The organism is Corynebacterium sp. HMSC078A10, assembly GCF_001811565.1.
Taxonomy (GTDB): Bacteria; Actinomycetota; Actinomycetes; order Mycobacteriales; family Mycobacteriaceae; genus Corynebacterium; species Corynebacterium hesseae.
Genome location: NZ_KV805195.1, coordinates 171,319 through 192,766 on the forward strand (window position 1 = coordinate 171,319; position 21,448 = coordinate 192,766).

A 21,448-nucleotide genomic window follows, 5' to 3' on the forward strand; every position below is an offset into this window, starting at 1 on the left:
GGTCGCGAGTTCGAGTCTCGTCATCCGCTCCACGTCGAGTGCCCCTCCACTATGGAGGGGCACTTTTCGTTTTCTTGTTTGCCGGGGTGTATGGCTAGGGGCGGTCCAGGGAACTTTTCCACTGCATGCAACGACTACTTGGTAACCTCGCACAATCCGTGCGGGGTAAGGATTGGCTCGAGGATCCCTCCCGGCGATAGGATGAGGGAACCTTCAACCAAAAGTTTCATCAGACCATCAAGGAGTTGTTCTGGACATGCAGCTGCGTCAGGTCACCACAGGGATTGCTGCCGGGGCAGCCTGCCTCGCGGTCGGGCTGTCCGCGCCACTAGCGGCGGCACATGACTCAGTCATAGGCGGCAACGTTGTGAGTGATACGCCGCTGGAGGAATTCCCCCGCGAAATCACGTTGGAATTCTCTGGTATTCCAAAGGACAACTTCAACACCTTTGCCGTGAGCGATAAGACAAGCGGCGACGTTCTCTTTGACGCAACCCCGACCATTGACGGCCGAAACCTCACCGTCGAAGTCCCCCAGGACGTCGAGCCCGGTGATGGTGACTACCAAGTAGGTTTCCGCATTACGTCCTCCGATGGGCACTCCACACTCGGTTCCGTGCCATTTAGCGTGGCCTCCGGGGCTGGGGGAGATAAGACTGCAGATGCTTCTGCCGATGGTGCCAAGGAAAGCGACGATGCAGAAGAGTCTCAGGATCCCCTGAGTTCCTTGCCAACCGCGGCCAAATGGATCATTGGTGTAGGAGCAGTTCTCGTCGTCGGCGCAGCCCTTTTCGCCTTCGGAGCAAAGACCCGCCGCTCTGGTGGAGAAGACCCAGAAGGCTAAGCACCACACGGTTCTGATGATGCGAGAGTCAAACCGCATTTTCCTTAACTACTGTTACTGCAGAAAGGCATGTCACATGCTGAATTCCCGTATTTTCCTCCGCGCTTCCGTCGTTGCCGTTGCTGCTGCCAGCCTTGCACTGGCAAGCTGCTCGACGAGCGAGGAAGATTCCACCGCAGCCCCATCGAGCGCTGCAGCCAGCACTGAGAATGGCGCTGAGAAGGACAAGGAAGCAGCGACCAGTGGTTCGGCTACTTCCTCCGCTGAGTCGGGTGTCACCTTCGAGGATGCTGTCGTGCGCGCCATGGAGAAGGATTCGGATATGACCGCGATCTTCGGCACCCTCCACAACCACACGGACAAGGACATCAACGTGGTTGGCTTCACCTCGTCGGTGAAGGCGGAGCACTACGAGATCCATGAGGTCGTCGATGGCGTCATGAAGGAGAAGGAAGGCGGCTTCGATATCCCTGCTGGCGAATCCGTCGAGCTCGCACCGGGTAGCTTCCACTTCATGCTGATGGGAGTTACAGAGCCCGTTATGGCTGGCGAGACCGCCACACTGACGCTGGAGCTTAGCGACGGCTCAACGGTCGACCTGGGCGACATCCCCGTGCGTTCCATCGGCGCAGGCGACGAGAACTATGGCGATATGGGCGGCATGGATCACGGCGACGATATGGACCATGGCGACATGAAGCATGGTGATCACATGGACCACTCAGAGTCCGCAGACATGTCGGGCATGAAGACGGAAGAGCACGCTCACTAGAAAAGCGTTCTCTGGGTCAAGGTAGGCAAGTTATCGGTTCTCACGAGATAGGGAGACAACAACGATGAGCGGGTTCGAGGAACCTGTCAGCCGGCGTGGATTGCTCGCCGGAAGTGCTGTGGCTGCAAGCGCGGTAGCCCTCGCTGGTTGCGCGAAGGGGGAGGAGCCAGGGCAATCTTCGGCGGAGTCTGCAGACGCTTCCCAAGCAGCGCAGGCCGGTGACGCCGGAAGCACCGGGCCGGAGCGCCGCGAGGAAACCATGGGTGGCGATATCGTCGCCTTCGATGGTAAGCATCAAGCAGGCATCCAAACCCCGGTCCAGGCCCACGTGGAATTGGTCGGCTTCAACCTGAAGAAGGAGACCACCGCACGCGGTGCGGCCGCACTCATGCGTCTGTGGACGGAGGACGCTCGCCGCCTGTGCACCGGCGAGAACCCGCTGGGCAGCCTCGAGCCTGAATTGTCTACCACCCCGGCAAACCTCACCGTCACGTGCGGTTGGGGAGAAGGATTCTTTGACACGGTGGGCGTCGCCAAGCCCAGCTGGCTGCGAGATATCCAGGACTTTGAACACGATGATTTGCGCCCTGAATGGGGGCAGACCGATATAGTCCTACAGATCTGCAGTGATGATGCCTTCACCGCGGCCTATGTACTGCGGCATATGACTCGTGCCGGTAAAGACTACGCCGACGTCGCGTGGATTCAACAGGGGTTTAGCCACGCTTATGGTTCCGCACCGAAGGGGACAACCGCGCGCAACCTTTTTGGGCAAAAAGACGGCACGGTCAACCCGCGAAGCGATGAAGATTTCAATGAGCAAGTGTGGATCGAGGACGGCCCCTTTGCCGGCGGCAGCGCCATGGTGGTTCGCCGCATCCACATGAACCTCGATACGTGGGAGCAACTTGATCGTGCTGCGCGTGAAAACGCTACGGGCCGAGCTCTCGATACCGGCGCACCTCTAGGTGGCAAGGACGAATTCGACGAGGTTGACCTGGACGCGCGAAACGAGTTTGGCCTCAAGGCCATTGATGAAAACTCGCATGTTGCCCGGGCGCATCCTCCGGTCGATTCTCCTCATCAGAAGCTGCTGCGCCGTCCGTATAACTACAACCTTCCGCCTTCCCCGGAGACCACCAAGCGCGGTGAACTCAGCAACGCTGGATTGATCTTCATTTGCTACCAGAAGGATCCTACGGCGCAGTTCGAGCCCATCCAGGCGCGGCTCGACAAAGCGGATCGCCTCAACGAGTGGATTACCCACATCGGCTCGGCCGTGTACTACATGCCGGCCGGAACTGAGGGCGAAACCTTTTGGGGCGAATCGCTCATCCGCAGTTAAGAGGGGTAGACTAAGCCGCTGTAACTTTCTCGTTGAGCGCTGCTCGGCCAGGTATGTCGAGCGGCGCGTGAGCGCAAAGGAGCGCAACAAGTCATGGCGGAAATGATTCCAGCAGTCCCGGTGAACTACGAGCCGATCGCGGTCCCGGCCGGTACTGCCGTGGGAGCAGCGATGCGCGAGCATGAGCTGCCCAACAAGGGCCCCGAAGCAGTAGTCGTCGTCCGCGGCGCCGACGGTACTCTCTACGACCTTTCCCACACGCCGGACACTGACGCCGAGTTCACTCCGGTTGCTGCCTGCGAGGAAGACGGCCGCGCCGTTATTCGCCACTCCTGCGGGCACGTCATGGCCCAGGCCGTGCAGGCGGAGTTCCCCGGTACCAAGCTGGGCATCGGCCCGGCCATCGAGAACGGCTTCTACTTCGACTTCCAGACCGCAGAGCCCTTCACTCCGGAGGACCTCAAGGCCATTGAGAAGCGCATGAAGAAGATCATCAAGGGGGGCCAGCGCTTCGAGCGCCACGTCTACTCCTCCCCGGAGGAAGCGGAGCAGGCGCTTGCTGCCGAGCCGTTTAAGCTCGAGCTGGTCCAGGACAAGGGCAACGTGGACCCTGATTCCGATGAGGCTGCCGAGGTTGGTGCCGGCGATCTGACCCACTATGACAACGTCAACCCGCGCACCGGCGAGGTGGAGTGGTTTGACCTCTGCCGCGGTCCGCACGTGCCGACCACCAAGTACATCCCGGCATTCACCCTGACGCGTTCCTCTGCTGCCTACTGGCGCGGCGACCAGTCCAAGGCTGGCCTGCAGCGCATTTATGGCACCGCCTTCGAATCCAAGGAAGCACTTGAGTCCTACAAGACCATGGTGGAAGAGGCGGAAAAGCGCGACCACCGCCGTTTGGGTGCCGAGCTGGACCTGTTCTCCTTCCCGGATGAGATCGGTTCCGGTTTCCCGGTGTTCCACCCCAATGGCGCTACCGTGCGCATGGAGATGGAAGAGCACTCCCGCCGTCGTCACATCGCTGATGGCTACTCCTTCGTGTCCACCCCGCACCTGACCAAGGGAGACCTCTTCAAGAAGTCCGGCCACCTGGACTTCTACGCCGATGGCATGTTCCCGCCGATGCAGCTCGACGGCGAGTGGGATGAGGACGGTAATTGCACCAAGCAGCCGCAGGACTACTACGCCAAGCCGATGAACTGCCCGATGCACAACCTCATCTTCGCTTCTCGTGGCCGCTCTTACCGCGAGCTGCCGCTGCGCCTCTTCGAGTTCGGTACGGTGTACCGCTATGAAAAGTCCGGCGTTGTTCATGGTCTGACTCGCGCCCGTGGCTTCACCCAGGATGACTCCCACATCTACTGCACCCCTGAGCAGCTCGAAGATGAACTGACCAAGGTTCTGGAGTTCATCATTTCTCTGCTCAAGGACTACGGCTTGGACGACTTCTACCTGGAGCTGTCCACCAAGGATCCGAATAAGTACGTCGGTTCTGATGAGATTTGGGAGCGCTCGACGGCTATTCTGCAGTCCGTGGCGGAGAAGTCCGGTCTTGAGCTGGTTCCGGACCCGGCGGGCGCGGCCTTCTATGGCCCGAAGATCTCTGTCCAGGCTCGCGATGCCATCGGCCGTACCTGGCAGATGTCCACCGTGCAGCTGGACTTCAACCTGCCGGAGCGCTTCGAGCTGGAGTACACGGCGTCGGATGGCAGCAAGCAACGCCCGATCATGATTCACCGCGCGCTCTTCGGTTCCATTGAGCGCTTCTTCGGCGTGCTGCTGGAGCACTACGCCGGCGCCTTCCCGGCATGGCTGGCCCCGCACCAGGTGGTGGGCATCCCGGTGGCGGATACCTTCGCCCCGCACCTCGAGAAGGTATGCGCCGAGCTGCGCTCCCGCGGCCTGCGCGCTGACGTCGATACTTCCGACGACCGCATGCAGAAGAAGATCCGCAATCACACCACTGGCAAGGTCCCGTTCATGTTGCTGGCGGGCGAGCGCGACGTTGAGGCAGACGCCGTGTCCTTCCGCTTCCTTGACGGCACGCAAGTTAACGGCGTGCCCGTGGAAGCTGCAGTCAACGTCATCGAGGCTTGGGTGCGTGAGCGCAACAACGATCAACCGACCAAGGAAACCATCGCCGAGCGTGTCTAGGTGCAGATGCATCTAGACAGAGCTGAGAAAGGGAGCACACACAGAGTGGGAGAGTACGTCGATACCGGCCTGGGAACCCCCGACCGCTTAGAGCGCCTGTGGGCGCCGTACCGTATGAGCTACATCAAGCGTGAGGGCGGCGCCGGCGACGTGCCAAAGGAAGCCCGTAACCCGTTCGTGGAGATCCCACAGATGTCGGACGAGGACGGGCTCATCGTTGCCCGCGGTGAGCTTGTCTATTGCGTGCTCAACCTTTATCCCTATAACGCCGGCCACATGATGGTCATCCCGTACCGCCAGGAATCTGAGCTGGAAAACCTCACCGAGGAGGAGTCCCGCGAGCTCTTCCAGTTTGCCCAGGCCGCCATCCGGGTCCTGAAGAAGGTGTCCGGCCCCGATGCCGTCAACGCCGGTTTTAACCTGGGGCGGGCCTCGGGCGGATCGGTGGGGCAGCACCTGCACATGCACATCGTTCCGCGGTGGAGCGGAGATTCAAACTTCATGACTATTGTGGATGGCGTTAAAGTGTTGCCGCAGCTCCTCAAAGACACCCGTTCCCTTCTTGCTCAGGGATGGGCGGAGCTCGCCGCCGAAGGAATCATCTCAGGAGAAGCGCATGCTTAGTGTTCACGGGCGCAAACCCGCCGCCGTGGTTGTGGTCCCGGTGGCCAAGCTCTTCCTCAAGATGGGCCTGACCCCGAATATCGTCACCATTGTGGGAACGATCGTCACCATTGCCATTTCGGTCATCCTCATCCCACTTGATCACCTTTTGGCCGCCGCGCTGTTGTCGGGTCTCTTCGCGGCCTTCGACATGCTCGACGGCACGATGGCGCGCCTGACCACGGGTGGCTCCAACTTCGGTGCTACTCTCGACGCCTCCTGCGACCGCATTACTGACGGTGCCTTGTTCGCGGCGATCGCTTACTGGATGGTGTACGTCGACAACGCTCACCCCATCAACTTCGCCGCCTGCATGGTGGTGCTGGTTAGTTCCCAGGTCATCTCTTATGTCAAGGCGCGCGGCGAGGCCTCCGGTTTCAAGATGGTTGGCGGCCTCGTCGAGCGCCCAGAGCGCCTCATCCTAGGACTCGGCGGCGTGGGGTTGGAAGGCCTGGGCGTGCCTTATGCGCTGGAAGTCGCCCTGTGGCTGCTGGCTGTGGGGTCTATCTTCACCATTTACCAGCGCATGCGCCAAGCGGCGCGTCAGGACACCAAGGCGCGTTTCAAGAAGGAACTGAAGCACCTATAGCTCAATCCCCGCTCCCACCGGAAGGTACCGTGCCCCCGGCCCGCACAGAAAGGCTCCTGAACTGTGGCTCTACTGGATCGTGACCGGCTGACCGCCGCCGCGTACATCGCGTGCTGGAAGGTCGTGCGCTTCCTCCCGCAGCCTCTCGCTGCCTGGCTCTTCGAGCGGGGCGCGGACTGGGCTAGCGACAACGGCAAGGGCATGGAGCAGCTGCGCCAGAACTTGAACCGGGTTGTGGGGCCCGAAAACGTTACGCGGGAGCTGGTGCGGAACTCGATGCGCTCCTACATGCGCTACTGGCTCGAGGCCTTCCGCTTGCCGGCCATCCACTCGGACCCTGAACTGCAGAAGCGGTTGCTGGCTGGCCTGCGTGGCAAGGAGTACTCGGATGAGTCGGTGGCATCTGGGCGCGGGGTGATTTTTGCGCTGCCGCACTCAGGCAACTGGGACATGGCGGGCGTCTTCTGTGTGGGCCACTATGGCGGCTTTACTACGGTGGCTGAGCGCTTAAAGCCGGAGGCGCTTTTCGATGCCTTCGTGGACTACCGCGAGAGCCTCGGATTCACTGTTCTGCCGCTGACAGGAGGCAGCTCTTCGCCTTATCCGCGCCTCAAGGATGCCTTGGAACGGGGCGGAGTGGTGTGTTTGCTGTCCGAGCGTGATCTCACGCGCACCGGCGTGCCCGTAGACTTCATGGGCGAAGAAGCCAACGTTGCCGCCGGCCCCGCCCAACTCGCCATTGAAACAGGGGCGGCTCTCCACGTGGTGCATTCGTGGTTCGACGGCAAAGGTTGGGGGCTGTCCGTCAGCCCCGAGGTTGAGGTCACGACTCTTCAGGAGACGTGCCAGCGCCTCGCGGACGGCTTCGCAGAAAACATCCGGGCGCATCCGGAAGATTGGCACATGTTGCAACCGCACTGGAATGCGGACGTCGAGCGCCGGCGCGCTGCTCGCCACAAGAAGTAGAAAGGCAGAACACACTCCATGCGCATAGGTATTATCTGCCCCTATTCCTTCGACGAACCCGGCGGAGTTCAGGCCCACATCCTTGACCTAGCCACAGTCTTCATTGAACAGGGGCACCACGTGGAGGTGCTGGGGCCGGCGTCGACAAGCACGCAGGTGCCCAGCTTTGTGCGCAAGGGTGGCTGGGCCGTGCCAATTACCTATAACGGCTCGGTGGCTCGCCTGTCTATCGGCCCGCACGTGCGCCGCAACATTAAGCGCTTCATTCGCGAAGGGAACTTCGACATCCTACACATCCACGAGCCGAATTCCCCGAGCTATTCCATGGCTGCGCTGGCAGCGGCACGTGGCCCTATTGTGGCGACGTACCATGCTTCGGCATCAAGCTCCGTGGCGCTGACCCTGGCCAAACCTTTCCTGCGCCCGTACCTGGAAAAGATCCGGGGAGGCATTGCGGTCTCAGAGATGGCTCGCCGTTGGCAGGTAGAGCAGTTGGGTGGTGACCCCGTGCTCATTCCCAATGGGGTAGATACCTCTGTATATGCGCGCGAGCGTGCTTGTGCCGAGCATAAAGAGAATGATTCAGAGATTGAGATCGTGTTCTTGGGGCGTCTCGATGAGCCGCGAAAGGGCCTGGACATTCTTCTTGAGGCCCTCACCCTGCTCCCAGAGAAGGTGCGCGTGACAGTCATGGGCGGCGGTCATCCGCGGAGCGTTCCGGGAGTCGACTTTGTGGGGCGCGTCAGCGATGCCGAGAAAGCGGCCATCTTAGGGCGCGCCGATATCTACGTGGCTCCCAACACCGGCGGCGAGAGCTTCGGCATCGTTCTGGTTGAGGCAATGGCAGCTGGCTGTGCAGTGGTGGCTTCGGATCTAGAGGCCTTCGCTGCAGTGTGCAATGCCGACTCGGAAGAACCTGCTGGTGCCTTGTTCAGAACCGGCGACGCTACGGACTTGGCGCGCGTGCTGCAGGATGTAGTGAACGATACGGACAAGCGACAGGCCTTGATCAAGGCAGGGGTGGAGCGCGCCCGCGACTACGATTGGGATCATGTGGCCGCTGCCGTCATGCGCGTGTACGAGACGGTGGCGGATGGCACGAAAGTGCGGGTGTCTTAAATGCCCATTGAAGTTGTCATTGCTCTTGCCGTCCTCCTCATCCTGGGGATGTGGGCGCTCTATACGGCGCAGCGGCTGAACTCCCTCCATATCCGCACAGACGCGGCCCTGGCTCAGCTTGAGGCCACGCTGGATCGCCGCGCGGCGGTGGTTAGCGCGCTAGCTCCCGAGCTTGAGGGCATTGCGGCGCGCGCAGAGGCGACGGAGCTTGCGCAGGGGAGTTTCGATGAACGGGCCACCCGGGAGCGTGAGCTGTCGGCGGCCATCGCACAGCGCTTTGAAGCGCGTCCGGCCGTGCTTGCCGACGCCGAAGGGCGCATCCACTTAGCTCACCGCTTCTACAACGAGGCGGTCAGCGATACCCGCGCGCTGCGCCTGCGCCCGGCCGTCAAGCTGCTGCGCTTGGGAGGCACGGCGAAGCTGCCGGAGTATTTCGAGCTGAGTCAGATTGAGGTGTGATCCACCTGGGACTGTTGAGCCCGCGCCACGCGGGACTCGAGGGAGTACCAGTACAGAGCAAAAGCGGTCATCGCCAGGATGAGGAGGTTGCGCAACACGAGTGCGTACACCGGGTTGAGGTTTTCGCCCACAAAGAACCAGATGTAGTCATAGCCATAGGGGTAGATGACGGTTCCCAGGGCTGCTGTTCCCACGGCGAGTACTGCCATGATGGCGCGCACCCCAGCGATACTAGCGGCCTTGTTTCGGTAGGAAGCAGACTCCACGGGGACGGGGGAGCGGAGCGCCACCGCCAGAATCGGCCCAAGCCACACGATATATTGCGGAGAAAAGACCTTATTCGTCGCCATAAGCAGCAGGATTGCCGCGATGAAGAAAACAAGTGTGGAACGTGGGCTCCATCCGCCGCCCAGAAAGTGAACGAGCGCTACTGCAATGATCCAGAGGAGCGCGGCACCCATCGCGATGGTGCTCACAGTAATCGCCGTATCGACACCAGGCCCGGAGATCTCAAAGCTTTTCGACGCCGCGTATTCCATCGTCCACACTCCAGGCTGGTGATGGGCTTGGTAGACGAACCAGGTGGCGGCTAGAGATTCAATCTGGAGGCCGCGTTGACCTTGATATGTCAGAGGAGAGAGCAACCTATCCACACCGGCTATCGCAGCTACGCCGAGGCAGAGGGCGGCGAGGCTTCCGAAAAAAGCGGCCAACCGCTGCCAAGTACCACGAGAGGTTGCGCGTCCGACGAGCCCGGCAGCGAGGACCCCGGGCCACAGCTTGGCTGCGGTGGCCCAGGCCAACAAAGCCGAGGCAAGACGCGGGCGGGTGGCCAGAAGTGCGCCCGCACCGGCGACGAGCAAGGCGGGATAGAGGTCCAGCCGCCACGCGAAAACGTGGCCTGCCGCGGTGCCGAAAAACACCCAAAACCATCCGGCGCTATACGCTGCGGGGTTGTCGCGGTGATGGCGCAGGAGGAGGGCAAGGAAGGTTGCGTCGGCAAGCAGCACCATGGCCGTAAAGCCGATGGCATAGCGGTCAAAGTCGTAGCCAGTAAGCCACGCGAGCAGGACGCTGGGCCAAGTTCCGACCTGCGGATACTCCGTCATGTCTTGAGGATTATCGCCAAAGACGCCCTCGAGGTAATACCGAACGTCTCCGAGCGGGTCCGTGTCGTTGACGAGCATGTAAACGAGGAGAAGTCGCGCCAGGACCCAGCCAGCCCAAATACTTGGAGTTTTAGCGATTATTTTCAATGGCGGACTCTACATCAACGGGTGGTCCCAACACGAGCAGGATGCTAAACACTACGGCGACGACGAGTAGCGCGATGAGCGCGCTGCGCACTGGGTGGCGGATGACCTGTGCCAAAACCGAATCGAAGAAGCCGTGCGGCTGCGCGTCGTCGGTAAAGCGCCACGGCCCATCAACGAGTCCGCGCCGAGATACCCAGACCGCATAGGGTAGCGCCGCGAAGGGAATCACGGTCACTACCAGGCCCAGGATTCCAACCCCCACCGGCCACCGGTTGTTGATCCACACCAGGGCCGTCATGAGCAGGAAGCAGAGGAAGCCGAAGCCGTGGATGCCACCTGCAATCGGTGTGAGCGCCTCGGTGGTGCCGGAGTACTTGAGGATCATGGAGAGGATCAGCAGACCCCACGTGATCATTTCTAGGTAGGCGGCCACGCGGTGCACGCTGTGCGGGGTGGTTGAAGTCATGCGGAACATAGTACGCAACTCCCAGGAGCAGATCAGCTCGTGAGTAGGATGGTCGGAGTGAGTGTGGCGGGCGCCATAACAGCGATGGAAATGGAGTAAAGATGGCATCGGTGGCTCAAGCAGTCGACATCGAGCGGATTGGCGATGACGAATTTCGCGCCCCCGCGGTTCCCTCGCTCATCGCTCGCACCTTTGGGGGACAAACCATGGCGCAAGCGCTTCGGGCGGCGCAGCTCACCGTTGATGACAAGTTGGCGCACTCCATGCACTGCTACTTCGTGGGGCCTGGTGACTCCAGTGCGCCCACAACCATCCGCGTGGAGCGGATACGGGATGGCCGCTCTTTTGCGCATCGCCACGTGCGCGTCTACCAAAAGGACCGCATGATCTTCATGCTCAGCGCTGGTTTCCACGCGTCAGGCGATGTTGGTCCGGAACATCAGGCAGGCATGCCGCAGGTGCCGCCGCCGGAGAGCATTACAGAATCCCCGTACTCCACCCGGATCATCTTGAAGGAGTGGGAAGACTGGGACGTGAGGCTGGTCCCCGACGCATCCCGCGATGACGTCGCCGCGGAAACCACAGGCGCTGGGTTTCGAAATATCTGGTTCCGTAACACGGGTGCCTTGCTTGCCGACGCCCCCGATCCGTCCCTCCATCAATCGGCGCTGCTCTACATGTCCGACATGACGTTGATTCGCTCAGCGCTGCTCCCGCACCAAGGGGAGAGGATCCAACTAGCCAGCTTGGATCATTCATTGTGGTTCTTGCGTCCGGTCCGGGTCGATGAATGGATGTTGTACTCACAGTCGAGTCCCTCAGCACAGACCGGGACTGGTCTTGCACAGGGCAAGATATACAACCAACGCGGGGAGCTACTCGCGGTGGCCATGCAGGAGGGGCTGACGCGGACCATGCATCCTGAAAGTGAAGGCACCAGCGCCAACGGCAATTGGCAAAATGTGTGATGCTACAGCGAACCGACAGTTAGGAATGAGGCTTCCACGCGTACCCCTGTGCGGAGGTACGTGGCGTGAGGCCGTATAATTGCACCAGTTTCTAGCAATTTATTGCACAGCCATATCGAAAGGGATGACATGTCAGGCCACTCCAAATGGGCAACGACTAAGCACAAGAAGGCTGCCAACGATGCCAAGCGCGGCAAGGAATTTGCCAAGCTGATTAAGAATATCGAGGTGGCGGCCCGCACAGGCGGCGGCGACCCGGCGGCGAATCCCACCCTCGATGACATGATTAAGAAGGCCAAGAAGGCCTCCGTTCCGAACGACAACATTGAGCGTGCCCGCAAGCGCGGTTCCGGCGAAGAGGCCGGCGGCGCAGATTGGGAGACCATCATGTACGAGGGCTACGGCCCCAACGGTGTGGCCATGCTCATCGAGTGCCTGACGGATAACCGCAACCGCGCAGCCACCGACGTTCGTACCGCGATGTCCAAGAACGGCGGCAACCTCGGCGAGTCCGGTTCCGTCGCGTACATGTTCTCCCGCACCGGCTTGGTCATGGTGGAGAAGGGTGAGCTTAGCGAAGATGACATTCTGCTCGCTGTGCTGGAAGCTGGCGCCGAGGAGGTCAACGACAACGGCGAGAAGTTCGAGATCACCTGTGCACCGGGTGATGTTCCGGCCGTGCGCGAGGCCCTTGTTGCTGCTGACATCGAAGTTGATGACACCGACACCGATTTCCGCGCGTCCGTTGAGGTTCCGCTGCAGGCAAATGATGCCCGCAAGATCTTCCGCCTCATCGATGCGCTTGAGGATTCGGACGATGTCCAGAACGTCTACACCAACATGGACCTCAGCGATGAGGTTCTCGCCGAGCTCGACGAGGACTAAGGGCTTCTAGCTGAGCTTAAGGCCTTCCAGGCCATGTACCGTCACCGTCTCTGATAACGGCGCGCGCCCCGGGGCAGTCTTGAACACAGGGCTGGATTCATCGGCCACGCCGAAGGTGAGGGCGGTGACGAGCTTGTACTCCTCGTCCACCCCGAGGAATTCACGGACCGTGGGCGCGAGGAGTGAAATCATGCCCTGTGGGACACCGTGGTAGCCGTGTGCCTGCAGCGAGAGCAAAAAGTTCTCAGCATAGGTGCCTTGATCGAAGGCAGCGCGAATGCGATCACCCAGCGGTGGAATGAAAAGCAGCGCCGCGTGCGGGGCTCCGAAGAAACGAAGGTTTTCGCGGATGAACTCCGTGCGCGCCTCTTTATCCTCGCGCGCAATGCCGAGCAGCCCGTACATCTTGGCGGCGAGCTGCTGCGAGCGTTGCGGGTGGACTCCCTGACCATAGTCAATCGTGAAGTCTGGATTAATTCCGTTCTTATCGAACTCCGCGATCAGCGCGGCGCTTAATTCTTTCAAAGCAGCGCCGCCCACGAGGTGTACGTTCCACGGTTGAGTGTTGGAATTGGAAGGCGCGGATTGGGCGTCGATAAGCACCTGCTCGATGACATCAGTGGGGATGGGATCCGGCAGGAACGCCCGCGGGGAATGACGGGATCGGATAAAGCCTGAATAGTCATTTGGTTGTTGAGACATGCGCGCCACTCTACCCGCGGTGATGAAGAGGAAACAGATGGGATGGGCCTGACTGATTTGGCAGGCATCGTTCGCAGGGCGCTGATTGCGCTAGAACACATGTGTGTACACTATGCCCCAGGCAAGTGAGTTCATCAGTAGGGCGAGGAGGCGGCCGTGAATTTGGAAGGGCTGCGCGTCATGGGTATTGATCCTGGATTGACGCGCTGCGGCCTGTCCGTTGTCCAAGCAGGACGTGGGCGCGCGGTTATTCCCATCGCAGTAGGTGTCGTGCGCACCCCCAGTGACAAAGAGTTGGGGGAACGCCTGAAGCGGCTATCTGTGGCGGTGAGGGAATGGATGGATGACTACCAGCCGCATGTCGTGGCGCTCGAGCGCGTATTCGAACGCGGCCAAGTGTCAACCGTCATGCAGACCGCTCATGCCGTCGGAGTCTTGGTGCTCGCGGCAGCAGAGCGCGATATTCCTGTGCACATGTACACGCCCTCCGAGGTGAAGAAGGCGATTTCAGGAAATGGGCGCGCTGACAAGAAACAGATGACAGCCATGATTACCCGTATCTTGGGGCTGAGTGAGGCCCCCAAGCCGGCTGATGCGGCGGATGCTTTGGCCCTTGCGGTCTGTCACTGCTGGCGTGCTCCAGCGCTGGCATGGATGAGTGGCGGTGACACGAGCGCCGGCATAGGGGCGGGCGCACGAACAAGCGGGGTACGGGGTTCTTCACCGCGTACCGCGTCTGTCTCTCGCGCGGCAAAGTCAACCTCTTAAGCTAACTGGCATAACCCTTCGAACCAAGGAATTTTTATTTAATGATTGCATCTCTGCGCGGAACAGTCCTCGACATCCAGCTTGATCACGCCGTGCTCGAATGTGCCGGCGTGGGCTATAAGGTCCTTGCCACCCCGGCCACGTTGGGGACGCTCCAGCGCGGTGAAGAGGCCAGGGTTATGACTACGCTCGTGGTGAAGGAAGACTCGATGACGCTGTATGGCTTCACGAGCCACGATGACCGCGACATGTTCCACGTGCTCCAGACGGTCTCTGGGTTGGGGCCAAAACTGGCCTTGGCCGCCCTGTCGGTGATGAGCGCCGGCGATTTAGCTCAGGCGATTGCGGGGGAGGAGACAGCACGCCTGCAAAAGATTCCGGGTGTGGGCAAACGAGTTGCACAACGATTGATTCTTGAGCTCAAGGACAAGGTTCAAGCTTTTGCTTCTGTGGATGGCGGAGATTCTTCGGTTGCTGCGCAGACCGCGTCCGGACCGGTTGTTGAGGATGTTGTTGAGGCGCTCGTCGGGTTGGGCTTTACGGACAAGATGGCTCGCCCGGTGGTGGAATCAGTTGTGGCTGAAAAACCTGAGGCGGCGACACCAGTGGTGCTGCGCGCAGCACTCAGCAAGCTGGGGTCCAAGAAATAGGGGAGAGTGGGTGACATGTCAGACGTAGAACGCACAGAATTCTCACTGCCGGACGGGGTGGAGCTTAACTCTCCACTCCAGCGCAACCAGGATATGGATGCCACCGAGCAACAGGGCGAGCACGATATTGAGCGCTCGTTGCGTCCGAAGTCGCTCGGCGAGTTCATTGGCCAGCCTAAGGTGCGCGAGCAGCTATCCCTTGTGCTTAATGGAGCGAAAAATCGCGGCGTAACGCCAGATCACGTGTTGCTATCCGGCCCTCCCGGACTGGGCAAGACGACGATGGCGATGATCATCGCCCAAGAGCTGGGAAGCTCGCTTCGCATGACTTCGGGGCCAGCTCTGGAGCGAGCAGGTGACCTGGCTGCGATGTTGTCGAATTTGATGGAGGGCGATGTGCTCTTCATCGACGAGATTCACCGCATTGCCCGCCCGGCTGAAGAAATGCTCTACATGGCGATGGAGGATTTCCGTATTGACGTCATCGTGGGCAAGGGCCCAGGGGCTACCTCTATCCCGTTGGAAATTCCGCCTTTTACCCTGGTGGGGGCGACTACTCGCGCCGGAATGCTGACCGGGCCGTTGCGTGATCGCTTCGGCTTCACCGCGCAAATGGAGTACTACGATACCGAGGACCTCACCCAGGTCATCACCCGCGCAGCGCGAATCTTGGAGGTTGACATTGACCAAGATGCTGCGGTGGAGATTGGATCTCGGTCGCGCGGAACTCCGCGAATTGCCAACCGCCTCCTGCGCCGGGTCCGTGACTACGCCGAGGTCAATGGGGATGGTCACATCAACGTTGGCGCAGCACAAGCAGCGCTGCGGGTTTTTGACGTGGACGAACGTGGGCTGGACCGCCTTGACCGTGCGGTACTCGAGGCTCTCATTAAAGGGCACGGCGGTGGCCCCGTGGGTGTCAATACTCTGGCCATCGCGGTGGGCGAGGAGCCGTCGACAGTGGAGGAGGTGTGCGAGCCCTACCTCGTGCGCGCGGGGATGATCTCGCGAACGGGCAGAGGCCGTGTCGCGACTGCGGCGGCATGGCACCACCTAGGCCTTGAGGCGCCCGAGGGAACGGTGGGCGGGACCCTCTTCTAATTGGCCCAGAGGCGGGAAGGTCTGGCACACTGACCACTTATGAACGGAACCCAGATTCTTCTACTCCTCGTACTCGCAATTCTCGTTATTTTGCCGAGCTTTATGTCAATGCGCGCTCAGCGCAAACGCCAAGCGCAGATGCAAGAATTGCAATCCTCCTTGAAGCCTGGCCTGGAGGTGATTACCGCCGGTGGACTGCACGGCACCGTGGTGGAAGCCGGTAAGCAGCAGGTTGATTTGCGCGTTAAAGACGGCACCGTGATTACCTTCGACACGATGGCTATCGTGCGAACTGCTGAGCAGGCTGGCACGGTCAACGATGCGCCGGCTGAGGCGGAGGGCGACAACGACGAACGCTTCCCGAAGCTCTAATTCGAGTTGCGCTCGTCACACTGCGGGCGCCTCACCTTAAGCCTGTTAAGGAAAACCGCGGTCCATGACGTACCATGGTGGACCGTGCTTTAGTCATGGTGGCGTCATGGCGCTCAATCGCGTCGTGGAGATGGCTACCATGACCTATGATTTTTAGCCCTGTTCCACACAACACAGGAGAACTTTGTGTCCGCTTCGAAACGTGGTGGCGTTAGCAGCCGTCAACGGCAATGGCCTAAGCGCGCGATAGCGCTGTTTGCGCTCATTGTCATCGTGATTTACGCACTGATATTTCTGACCGGTGAAAAGTCACCAACCCCAAAGCTCGGCATTGATCTACAGGGTGGTACTCGCGTAACCCTGGTTCCGCAGGGTGAGGACCCAACCCAGGAGCAGCTGCAGCAGGCGCGCACCATCCTCGAGCAGCGTGTGAACGGCATGGGTGTTTCCGGCTCTGAGGTCGTCATCAGTGGATCCAGCTTGGTTATTACTGTTCCGGGCGAAGATGCGTCCCAGGCGCAGGCAGTGGGCCAAACCTCTCAGCTGCTGTTCCGACCGGTGGGCGAGCAGCCCATGCCGGATATGGACAAGCTTGAGAAGTCCATGACTGATACGGCTAACCGCTGGGTCAAGTACGGAGTCGTGACGCCAGAGCAGGCCAATGAGGCGCTGGCCTCCATCCACGATGCGCTCAACCAGAACGCTGATGCAGCCGCCCAAGGCGGGGAGAAGAAGGACGAAAAGAAGTCTCCGGCTCCTACTGTGAGCGAGAAGCCGCTTCCGGCCCCAGCGAACTCTCTCGAGGAATCTGAGCGCCGCGATAAGGTTACTGAGGTTCTGCTTAAGGACCGCCAGTCTGAGGATCCCACCCAACAAACGGCAGCACTGGGCTTGATGACGTGTGACGCGGAATCCGACCCATTGGCCGGAACCGATGACCCGGCAAAGCCGTTGGTGGCTTGCGACTACTCTAATAAGCAGCCCTACCTGCTCAAGCCAGCTCCGCTTCTGGACGGTATTGAGGATCCGAACGGAACCCGTCTGACTGGTAACGAGATTGATAGCAACTCTCCGATTCAGGGCGGCCTGAATTCCCAGACCGGCCAGATGGAGATCAGCTTCGCCTTCAAGACCGGCGATGGTCCCAATGGCTCGCAGACGTGGTCCACCTTGACCCAGGAGTACCTGCAAAAGCAGGTGGCCATCACCCTCGACTCCGGCGTGATTTCTGCTCCGGTAATCCAGGGCGCGACCCCGGTTGGTGCCGCTACCTCCATCACTGGTGATTTCTCTCAGGAGGAAGCACAGAACCTGGCAAATAACCTGCGTTATGGTGCACTGCCGCTGTCCTTTACCGGCTCCAATGGCGAGCCGGGCGGAACGGTGGAGACCGTGCCGCCGTCACTGGGCAAGGCCGCCCTTGAGGCAGCACTCATCGCCGGCATCGTCGGCCTGATTCTGGTTTCGCTGTACTCCATCTACTATTTCCGCGCTCTGTCTTCGGTGGCGCTGCTGGTGCTCGTCACCACCTGCGTCATGCTGTACGGTGCCCTGGTCCTGCTGGGTCGGTGGATCGGCTACTCGCTTGATCTTTCTGGCATGGCGGGCTTGATCATTGGTATTGGTGCCACGGCCGACTCCTTCGTTGTCTACTACGAACGTATGAAGGATGAGATCCTGGGCGGGCGCACATTCCGGTCTGCCACCCGCACGGGTTGGGAGCGCTCGCGGGCAACGATTGTCACGGGCAAGGCCGTGACGCTTATCGGCTCCGTCGTGGTGTACTTCCTCTCTATTGGCGCCGTCAAGGGCTTTGCCTTCACCATGGGCTTGACCACCATCTTCGACCTCATCGTTTCCTTCCTGATCATGGCGCCGCTGATGCAGCTCCTTGGCAGCCACCCAGCTTTTGCCAAACCGTCGATGAACGGCCTCGGCGGCATCTACAACCTCGTGGAGGAGCGCCGCGAACGCGGCTTTTATGCCAAACCGGCCAAGAAACCCGTCGCTACTGCTACGGATGAGGAGAAGTAATCATGGCTGTCGAAACTACTAACCGCAAGATTTCCCGCTTTGACCGTCTCTACGTAGACGGCAGTGGATTTGACTTCGTAGGTCGGGCCAAGACCTGGTACACCATCGCCGGTGTGCTGCTCATCGCCTCCATCTTGGCTATTGCACTTCGTGGCTTCAATCTCTCTCTGGACTTTGAGGGAGGCACGAAGCTCAACATGCCAGCTGGGGATCTGTCCACCGAACAGGTAGAGGAAACCTTTACGGAGGCCACCGGTGTTACCCCAGAGCTGGTGCAGATCGTGGGCGCGGGTTCCTCGGAGACGCTGGAAATCACCTCCGAGCGTCTGAGCCAGGATGAGGTTAATCAGGCCCGCCAAGCCATCTTTGAGAAGTATCAGGTCAAGGATGATAACGGTAAGCCGAGCCCGGATGCGATTGGTTCTTCGACGGTGTCGGAATCGTGGGGCTCGTCGATTACCAAGCGCATGGTCATCGCGATGGCCGTATTCCTCGTGCTGGCCACCATTTACGTGGCGGTCCGCCTGCAGCGGGACATGGCCTTTGCGGCAATTCTTGCCCTCATTTTTGATGGTGTGTTCATTGCCGGTATCTATGCGCTCTTTGGCATCGAGGTGTCCCCGGCAGTCATCATTGGTCTGCTGACGGTGCTGACCTTCTCCCTCTACGACTCCGTCATTGTCTTTGACAAGGTGGACGAGAATACGACGGGATTGGAAGGCCAGCGCAAGAAGACCTATGGGGAGCTCACCAACTTGGCCATTAACCAAACGGTGATGCGTTCGATCTCCACGTCTATTATCTCAGCCCTGCCGATCATCGCTCTGTTCGTTGTCGCCGTATGGCTGATGGGTATCGGCACACTGCGAGATCTTGCTCTTGTGCAGTTCATTGGCGTTATCGAGGGCGTATTCTCCTCAATCTTCCTCGCTACGACGCTTCTGGTGACTTTGTCGAACCAGCGAAAGAGCGTGAAGAAGCACAACGCCGTGGTTGCTGCCTACCGTGCGGAGGGCGAGCCTACGAAGGCAGGCGAAGGCGATGAGGAACCGAAGGCTACGCGCACCGTCGTTTCCCCATCCGCGGCTTCGCATTCTGAGCCCGAGTCACGCACTGACGAGTCGGGTGGGGCGTCCTGGCGCCCCGGGCGTTAAGCCGTGCGTACTTCTCCAGTCGCGGCACTGCTGGCCCTAGCCCTCACCGTGACAGCGTGCGGCTCTAATGAGGAGGGTGCGGGGGAGGACTCTTCGGCATCACGTTTCGCGGTGCTGAGCGATTCCCCCCTTGCTACTAGTAACGCAGCCTCCGCGTGGGGCGATGCCGTCGGGGCTGCCCAGCTAGCAAGCCGCGTCTATCCTGCGCTGTACGTACCGGGCCCAGCCGGGCAGATGGTGCCCAACTCAGATCTTGCTCACGCGGAGTATTTCGCTCCCGACGGCGATGAGACCGGGGCACACGTGGACTTCACGCTGACGGAGCAGGCTCGCTTCGCCGACGGTGAGGCAGTGACCTGTGACGATTACCTCTTGGCCTACACTGCTGGCCAGTTGAGTGAGACCTTTGGCTCCCACCTTCCGCTGATGGAAGAGGTCAGCGGAGTGGAATGCGCGCCTCACAGCAAGAAATTTACCGTGTGGTTTACGCCCGATGCGGGGTCGCGGTGGCGCTACTTGTTTGGCCCCGGCACGGTTCTCCCAGCGCACGTGATGGCTAAGCGGGCGGGGATGAGCGTCGAAGAGCTTAACGCGGCGCTTCATGCTCAGGACATGGCAACCTTGCAACCAGTGGCGGAGGCTTGGCGCGATGGCTTTTCGACGGAACCGGGGCGTTTTGACCCGGACATGCAGGTTTCCTTCGGGCCATATCAGATTGACCGCGTCGAGGATGATGGCTCAATCGTTCTGACGGCGAATGACAACTACTACGGCGACAAGCCTGCCGTGCGTGAAGTAGTCATGTTGCCCAGCAGCGCGGATGCGGCAGCGTTTGTAGCCTCAGACGAGCTTCGCGTTGCAGAGTCGCCCACGGCTTCACCCTCGTGGTTGGACCGCAATGCCGAGGGGAAGCCGGTGGACGTGACATCCGTAGCGGGTAGCCTGACCGACACTCTGGTCTTCTCGGAGGCTGGGATTTTTGCCCAGCCGTGGGCACGCGCCGCATTCGCCGCGTGCGTGGATACGGAGCGCTTGGCGCAGGCCTCCTCCAAGGAATCAGGCGTGGATGTTCCTGCCGTCACCGTGCGCACGGTGCGCAACGATGATCCAGTTGCGGCCCAGATGGCCTCGCTAACAACAGTCCCCGTCGACAACGCAGCTGCGTCGGGTCTGTCCGGTTACACCATCGGCGTAGGCTACCTCGCTCCCAACCCTCGCTATAAGGCAATGGTTGAGCAGTTGCGCGCGGCCTGCGAGCCCGCAGGAATCACCGTGGAAGACCGCTCCGGAGACCGTGTTTCCCGCGAACAATTGTCCGCGGATCCCGCGACAGGCCAGCCGGAGATCGACGTCTACCTTGGGGCAGTAGATCCGATGCGTGAGCATTCCGCTCCCGCCTCCAGCGTGAAGAATGCGTCGGCATTGCGCACGTTGGAACAGGATTTGTGGGAGGAATTGCCGTCTATTCCCATATCCGCGCAGCCCCGGACCTTTATCACTGACCGCGCTGTGACAGGCGTGGTGCCCTACACTGGCCCTGCGGGTATCGGGTGGAACCTCGACCGTTGGAGCTATACCCCACAAACAGCAACCGAAACTAAGGAAGAGTCGTGAGCGAGATTTACGTCGCAGCAGCACAAGCCTTGAAGGATAAGGTCCGCCTTGTCCAAGACTTCCCGGAGGAGGGAATCCTGTTTGAGGACCTGACCCCGGTATTGGCAGATGCGGAGTCCTTCGCCGCCGTGGTCGATGGCTTGGCTGAGGCCTGCAAGGAGCTCGGTGCCGATTTGGTCGGTGGCCTCGATGCGCGCGGGTTCCTTCTTGGTTCCGCCGTGGCGTACAAGTTGGGGGTGGGAATCCTCGCCATCCGCAAGAAGGGCAAGCTTCCGCCACCCGTGTTGACCCAGGAATATGAGCTGGAGTACGGCACGGCAGCGCTGGAGATCCCAAACAGTGGTATTGACATTAAGGGCAAGCGCATCGTGCTTGTCGACGACGTCCTCGCCACCGGCGGTACCCTCCACGGAGCCGCATTGCTGCTGGAATCAGCGGGCGCGGAAGTGGCGGGCAACGTCGTGGTTCTGGAGGTCAATGGACTCCAAGGACGTGAGCGACTGCAAGGTTCCCCGCTAATTGTGCTCAATCAGATGGGAGCAAAGGACTAAGGTTGTATGCCTA

General features: G+C 60.4%; 22 protein-coding genes. 19 read left to right on the top strand and 3 right to left on the bottom strand.

Going from position 1 to position 21,448, the window contains the following annotated elements; genetic code table 11:
* The first annotated feature begins 256 nt into the window (after positions 1 to 256).
* From HMPREF2808_RS04480 to HMPREF2808_RS04520, 9 genes are all read left to right on the top strand, one after another.
* On the top strand, positions 257 to 844 hold the full coding sequence (locus tag HMPREF2808_RS04480) for a copper resistance CopC family protein (protein WP_070562965.1): 588 nt from the start codon (positions 257 to 259) through the stop codon (positions 842 to 844).
* 76 nt (positions 845 to 920) lie between these two features.
* On the top strand, positions 921 to 1,616 hold the full coding sequence (locus HMPREF2808_RS04485) for a copper chaperone PCu(A)C (RefSeq protein ID WP_070623932.1): 696 nt from the start codon (positions 921 to 923) through the stop codon (positions 1,614 to 1,616).
* A gap of 64 nt (positions 1,617 to 1,680) precedes the next feature.
* The gene (locus HMPREF2808_RS04490; RefSeq protein ID WP_070522076.1) at positions 1,681 to 2,961 is read left to right on the top strand and encodes a Dyp-type peroxidase; all 1,281 of its coding nucleotides are present in this window, start codon (positions 1,681 to 1,683) and stop codon (positions 2,959 to 2,961) included.
* 93 nt (positions 2,962 to 3,054) lie between these two features.
* A complete protein-coding gene (gene thrS / locus HMPREF2808_RS04495; RefSeq protein ID WP_070623936.1) occupies positions 3,055 to 5,118 on the top strand; it encodes a threonine--tRNA ligase in 2,064 nt (687 codons plus the stop codon).
* 6 nt (positions 5,119 to 5,124) lie between these two features.
* Positions 5,125 to 5,742 carry an ATP adenylyltransferase gene (locus HMPREF2808_RS04500; protein ID WP_070522237.1) on the top strand — a complete coding sequence of 206 codons (618 nt, stop codon included), beginning with the start codon at positions 5,125 to 5,127 and terminating at the stop codon, positions 5,740 to 5,742.
* The gene (pgsA, locus tag HMPREF2808_RS04505) at positions 5,735 to 6,370 is read left to right on the top strand and encodes a phosphatidylinositol phosphate synthase (RefSeq protein WP_070623937.1); all 636 of its coding nucleotides are present in this window, start codon (positions 5,735 to 5,737) and stop codon (positions 6,368 to 6,370) included. Before HMPREF2808_RS04500 ends, pgsA begins: the two co-directional genes overlap by 8 nt.
* Before the next feature lie 63 nt (positions 6,371 to 6,433).
* A complete protein-coding gene (locus HMPREF2808_RS04510; RefSeq protein WP_070623940.1) occupies positions 6,434 to 7,336 on the top strand; it encodes a phosphatidylinositol mannoside acyltransferase in 903 nt (300 codons plus the stop codon).
* An 18-nt stretch (positions 7,337 to 7,354) separates the two neighbouring features.
* Positions 7,355 to 8,455, top strand: coding sequence for a glycosyltransferase family 4 protein (locus tag HMPREF2808_RS04515; protein WP_070562976.1), 1,101 nt, complete (start codon positions 7,355 to 7,357; stop codon positions 8,453 to 8,455).
* The gene (locus HMPREF2808_RS04520; protein ID WP_070563239.1) at positions 8,456 to 8,914 is read left to right on the top strand and encodes a LemA family protein; all 459 of its coding nucleotides are present in this window, start codon (positions 8,456 to 8,458) and stop codon (positions 8,912 to 8,914) included. It begins immediately after the preceding gene.
* Here HMPREF2808_RS04520 and HMPREF2808_RS04525 read toward each other — a convergent pair.
* Together HMPREF2808_RS04525 and HMPREF2808_RS04530 are read right to left on the bottom strand one after the other, a co-directional pair.
* On the bottom strand, positions 8,899 to 10,101 hold the full coding sequence (locus HMPREF2808_RS04525; protein ID WP_083309028.1) for a diguanylate cyclase family protein: 1,203 nt from the start codon (positions 10,099 to 10,101) through the stop codon (positions 8,899 to 8,901). The two genes, HMPREF2808_RS04520 and HMPREF2808_RS04525, sit on opposite strands and share 16 nt — an antisense overlap.
* Positions 10,102 to 10,153: 52 nt before the next feature.
* Positions 10,154 to 10,636: a DUF3817 domain-containing protein gene (locus HMPREF2808_RS04530; protein WP_070624057.1), complete on the bottom strand. Its 483-nt coding sequence runs from the start codon at positions 10,634 to 10,636 to the stop codon at positions 10,154 to 10,156.
* 101 nt (positions 10,637 to 10,737) lie between these two features.
* Between HMPREF2808_RS04530 and HMPREF2808_RS04535 the strand changes: the two genes are divergently transcribed.
* Both HMPREF2808_RS04535 and HMPREF2808_RS04540 read left to right on the top strand, forming a co-directional pair.
* Complete coding sequence (locus tag HMPREF2808_RS04535; RefSeq protein ID WP_070623946.1) at positions 10,738 to 11,604, top strand: acyl-CoA thioesterase; 867 nt, start codon at positions 10,738 to 10,740, stop codon at positions 11,602 to 11,604.
* Positions 11,605 to 11,733: 129 nt separating this feature from the next.
* On the top strand, positions 11,734 to 12,489 hold the full coding sequence (locus HMPREF2808_RS04540) for a YebC/PmpR family DNA-binding transcriptional regulator (protein WP_070529978.1): 756 nt from the start codon (positions 11,734 to 11,736) through the stop codon (positions 12,487 to 12,489).
* Positions 12,490 to 12,495: 6 nt separating this feature from the next.
* Here the strand turns inward: HMPREF2808_RS04540 and HMPREF2808_RS04545 are convergent, their stop codons facing one another.
* Positions 12,496 to 13,191 carry a nitroreductase gene (locus HMPREF2808_RS04545; protein WP_083309029.1) on the bottom strand — a complete coding sequence of 232 codons (696 nt, stop codon included), beginning with the start codon at positions 13,189 to 13,191 and terminating at the stop codon, positions 12,496 to 12,498.
* Positions 13,192 to 13,347: 156 nt separating this feature from the next.
* On the opposite strand from HMPREF2808_RS04545, the gene ruvC reads away from it, so the two are divergent.
* The 8 genes from ruvC (at position 13,348) to HMPREF2808_RS04585 (ending at position 21,435) form a co-directional block, all read left to right on the top strand.
* Positions 13,348 to 13,959 carry a crossover junction endodeoxyribonuclease RuvC gene (gene ruvC / locus HMPREF2808_RS04550; RefSeq protein WP_070562988.1) on the top strand — a complete coding sequence of 204 codons (612 nt, stop codon included), beginning with the start codon at positions 13,348 to 13,350 and terminating at the stop codon, positions 13,957 to 13,959.
* Positions 13,960 to 14,000: 41 nt separating this feature from the next.
* Positions 14,001 to 14,609 (top strand): Holliday junction branch migration protein RuvA, encoded by a 609-nt coding sequence (gene ruvA, locus HMPREF2808_RS04555; protein WP_070562990.1) that lies wholly within the window; start codon positions 14,001 to 14,003, stop codon positions 14,607 to 14,609.
* A gap of 15 nt (positions 14,610 to 14,624) precedes the next feature.
* Complete coding sequence (gene ruvB, locus HMPREF2808_RS04560) at positions 14,625 to 15,710, top strand: Holliday junction branch migration DNA helicase RuvB (protein WP_070522109.1); 1,086 nt, start codon at positions 14,625 to 14,627, stop codon at positions 15,708 to 15,710.
* A gap of 39 nt (positions 15,711 to 15,749) precedes the next feature.
* Positions 15,750 to 16,082 carry a preprotein translocase subunit YajC gene (yajC, locus tag HMPREF2808_RS04565; RefSeq protein WP_070623949.1) on the top strand — a complete coding sequence of 111 codons (333 nt, stop codon included), beginning with the start codon at positions 15,750 to 15,752 and terminating at the stop codon, positions 16,080 to 16,082.
* A gap of 186 nt (positions 16,083 to 16,268) precedes the next feature.
* Positions 16,269 to 18,116, top strand: coding sequence for a protein translocase subunit SecD (gene secD / locus HMPREF2808_RS04570; protein WP_070623952.1), 1,848 nt, complete (start codon positions 16,269 to 16,271; stop codon positions 18,114 to 18,116).
* Between the two features lie 2 nt (positions 18,117 to 18,118).
* The gene (gene secF, locus HMPREF2808_RS04575) at positions 18,119 to 19,270 is read left to right on the top strand and encodes a protein translocase subunit SecF (RefSeq protein WP_070529989.1); all 1,152 of its coding nucleotides are present in this window, start codon (positions 18,119 to 18,121) and stop codon (positions 19,268 to 19,270) included.
* 3 nt (positions 19,271 to 19,273) lie between these two features.
* Complete coding sequence (locus HMPREF2808_RS04580) at positions 19,274 to 20,884, top strand: ABC transporter substrate-binding protein (protein WP_083309030.1); 1,611 nt, start codon at positions 19,274 to 19,276, stop codon at positions 20,882 to 20,884.
* Complete coding sequence (locus tag HMPREF2808_RS04585) at positions 20,881 to 21,435, top strand: adenine phosphoribosyltransferase (protein WP_070522126.1); 555 nt, start codon at positions 20,881 to 20,883, stop codon at positions 21,433 to 21,435. Before HMPREF2808_RS04580 ends, HMPREF2808_RS04585 begins: the two co-directional genes overlap by 4 nt.
* Positions 21,436 to 21,448 lie beyond the last annotated feature (13 nt).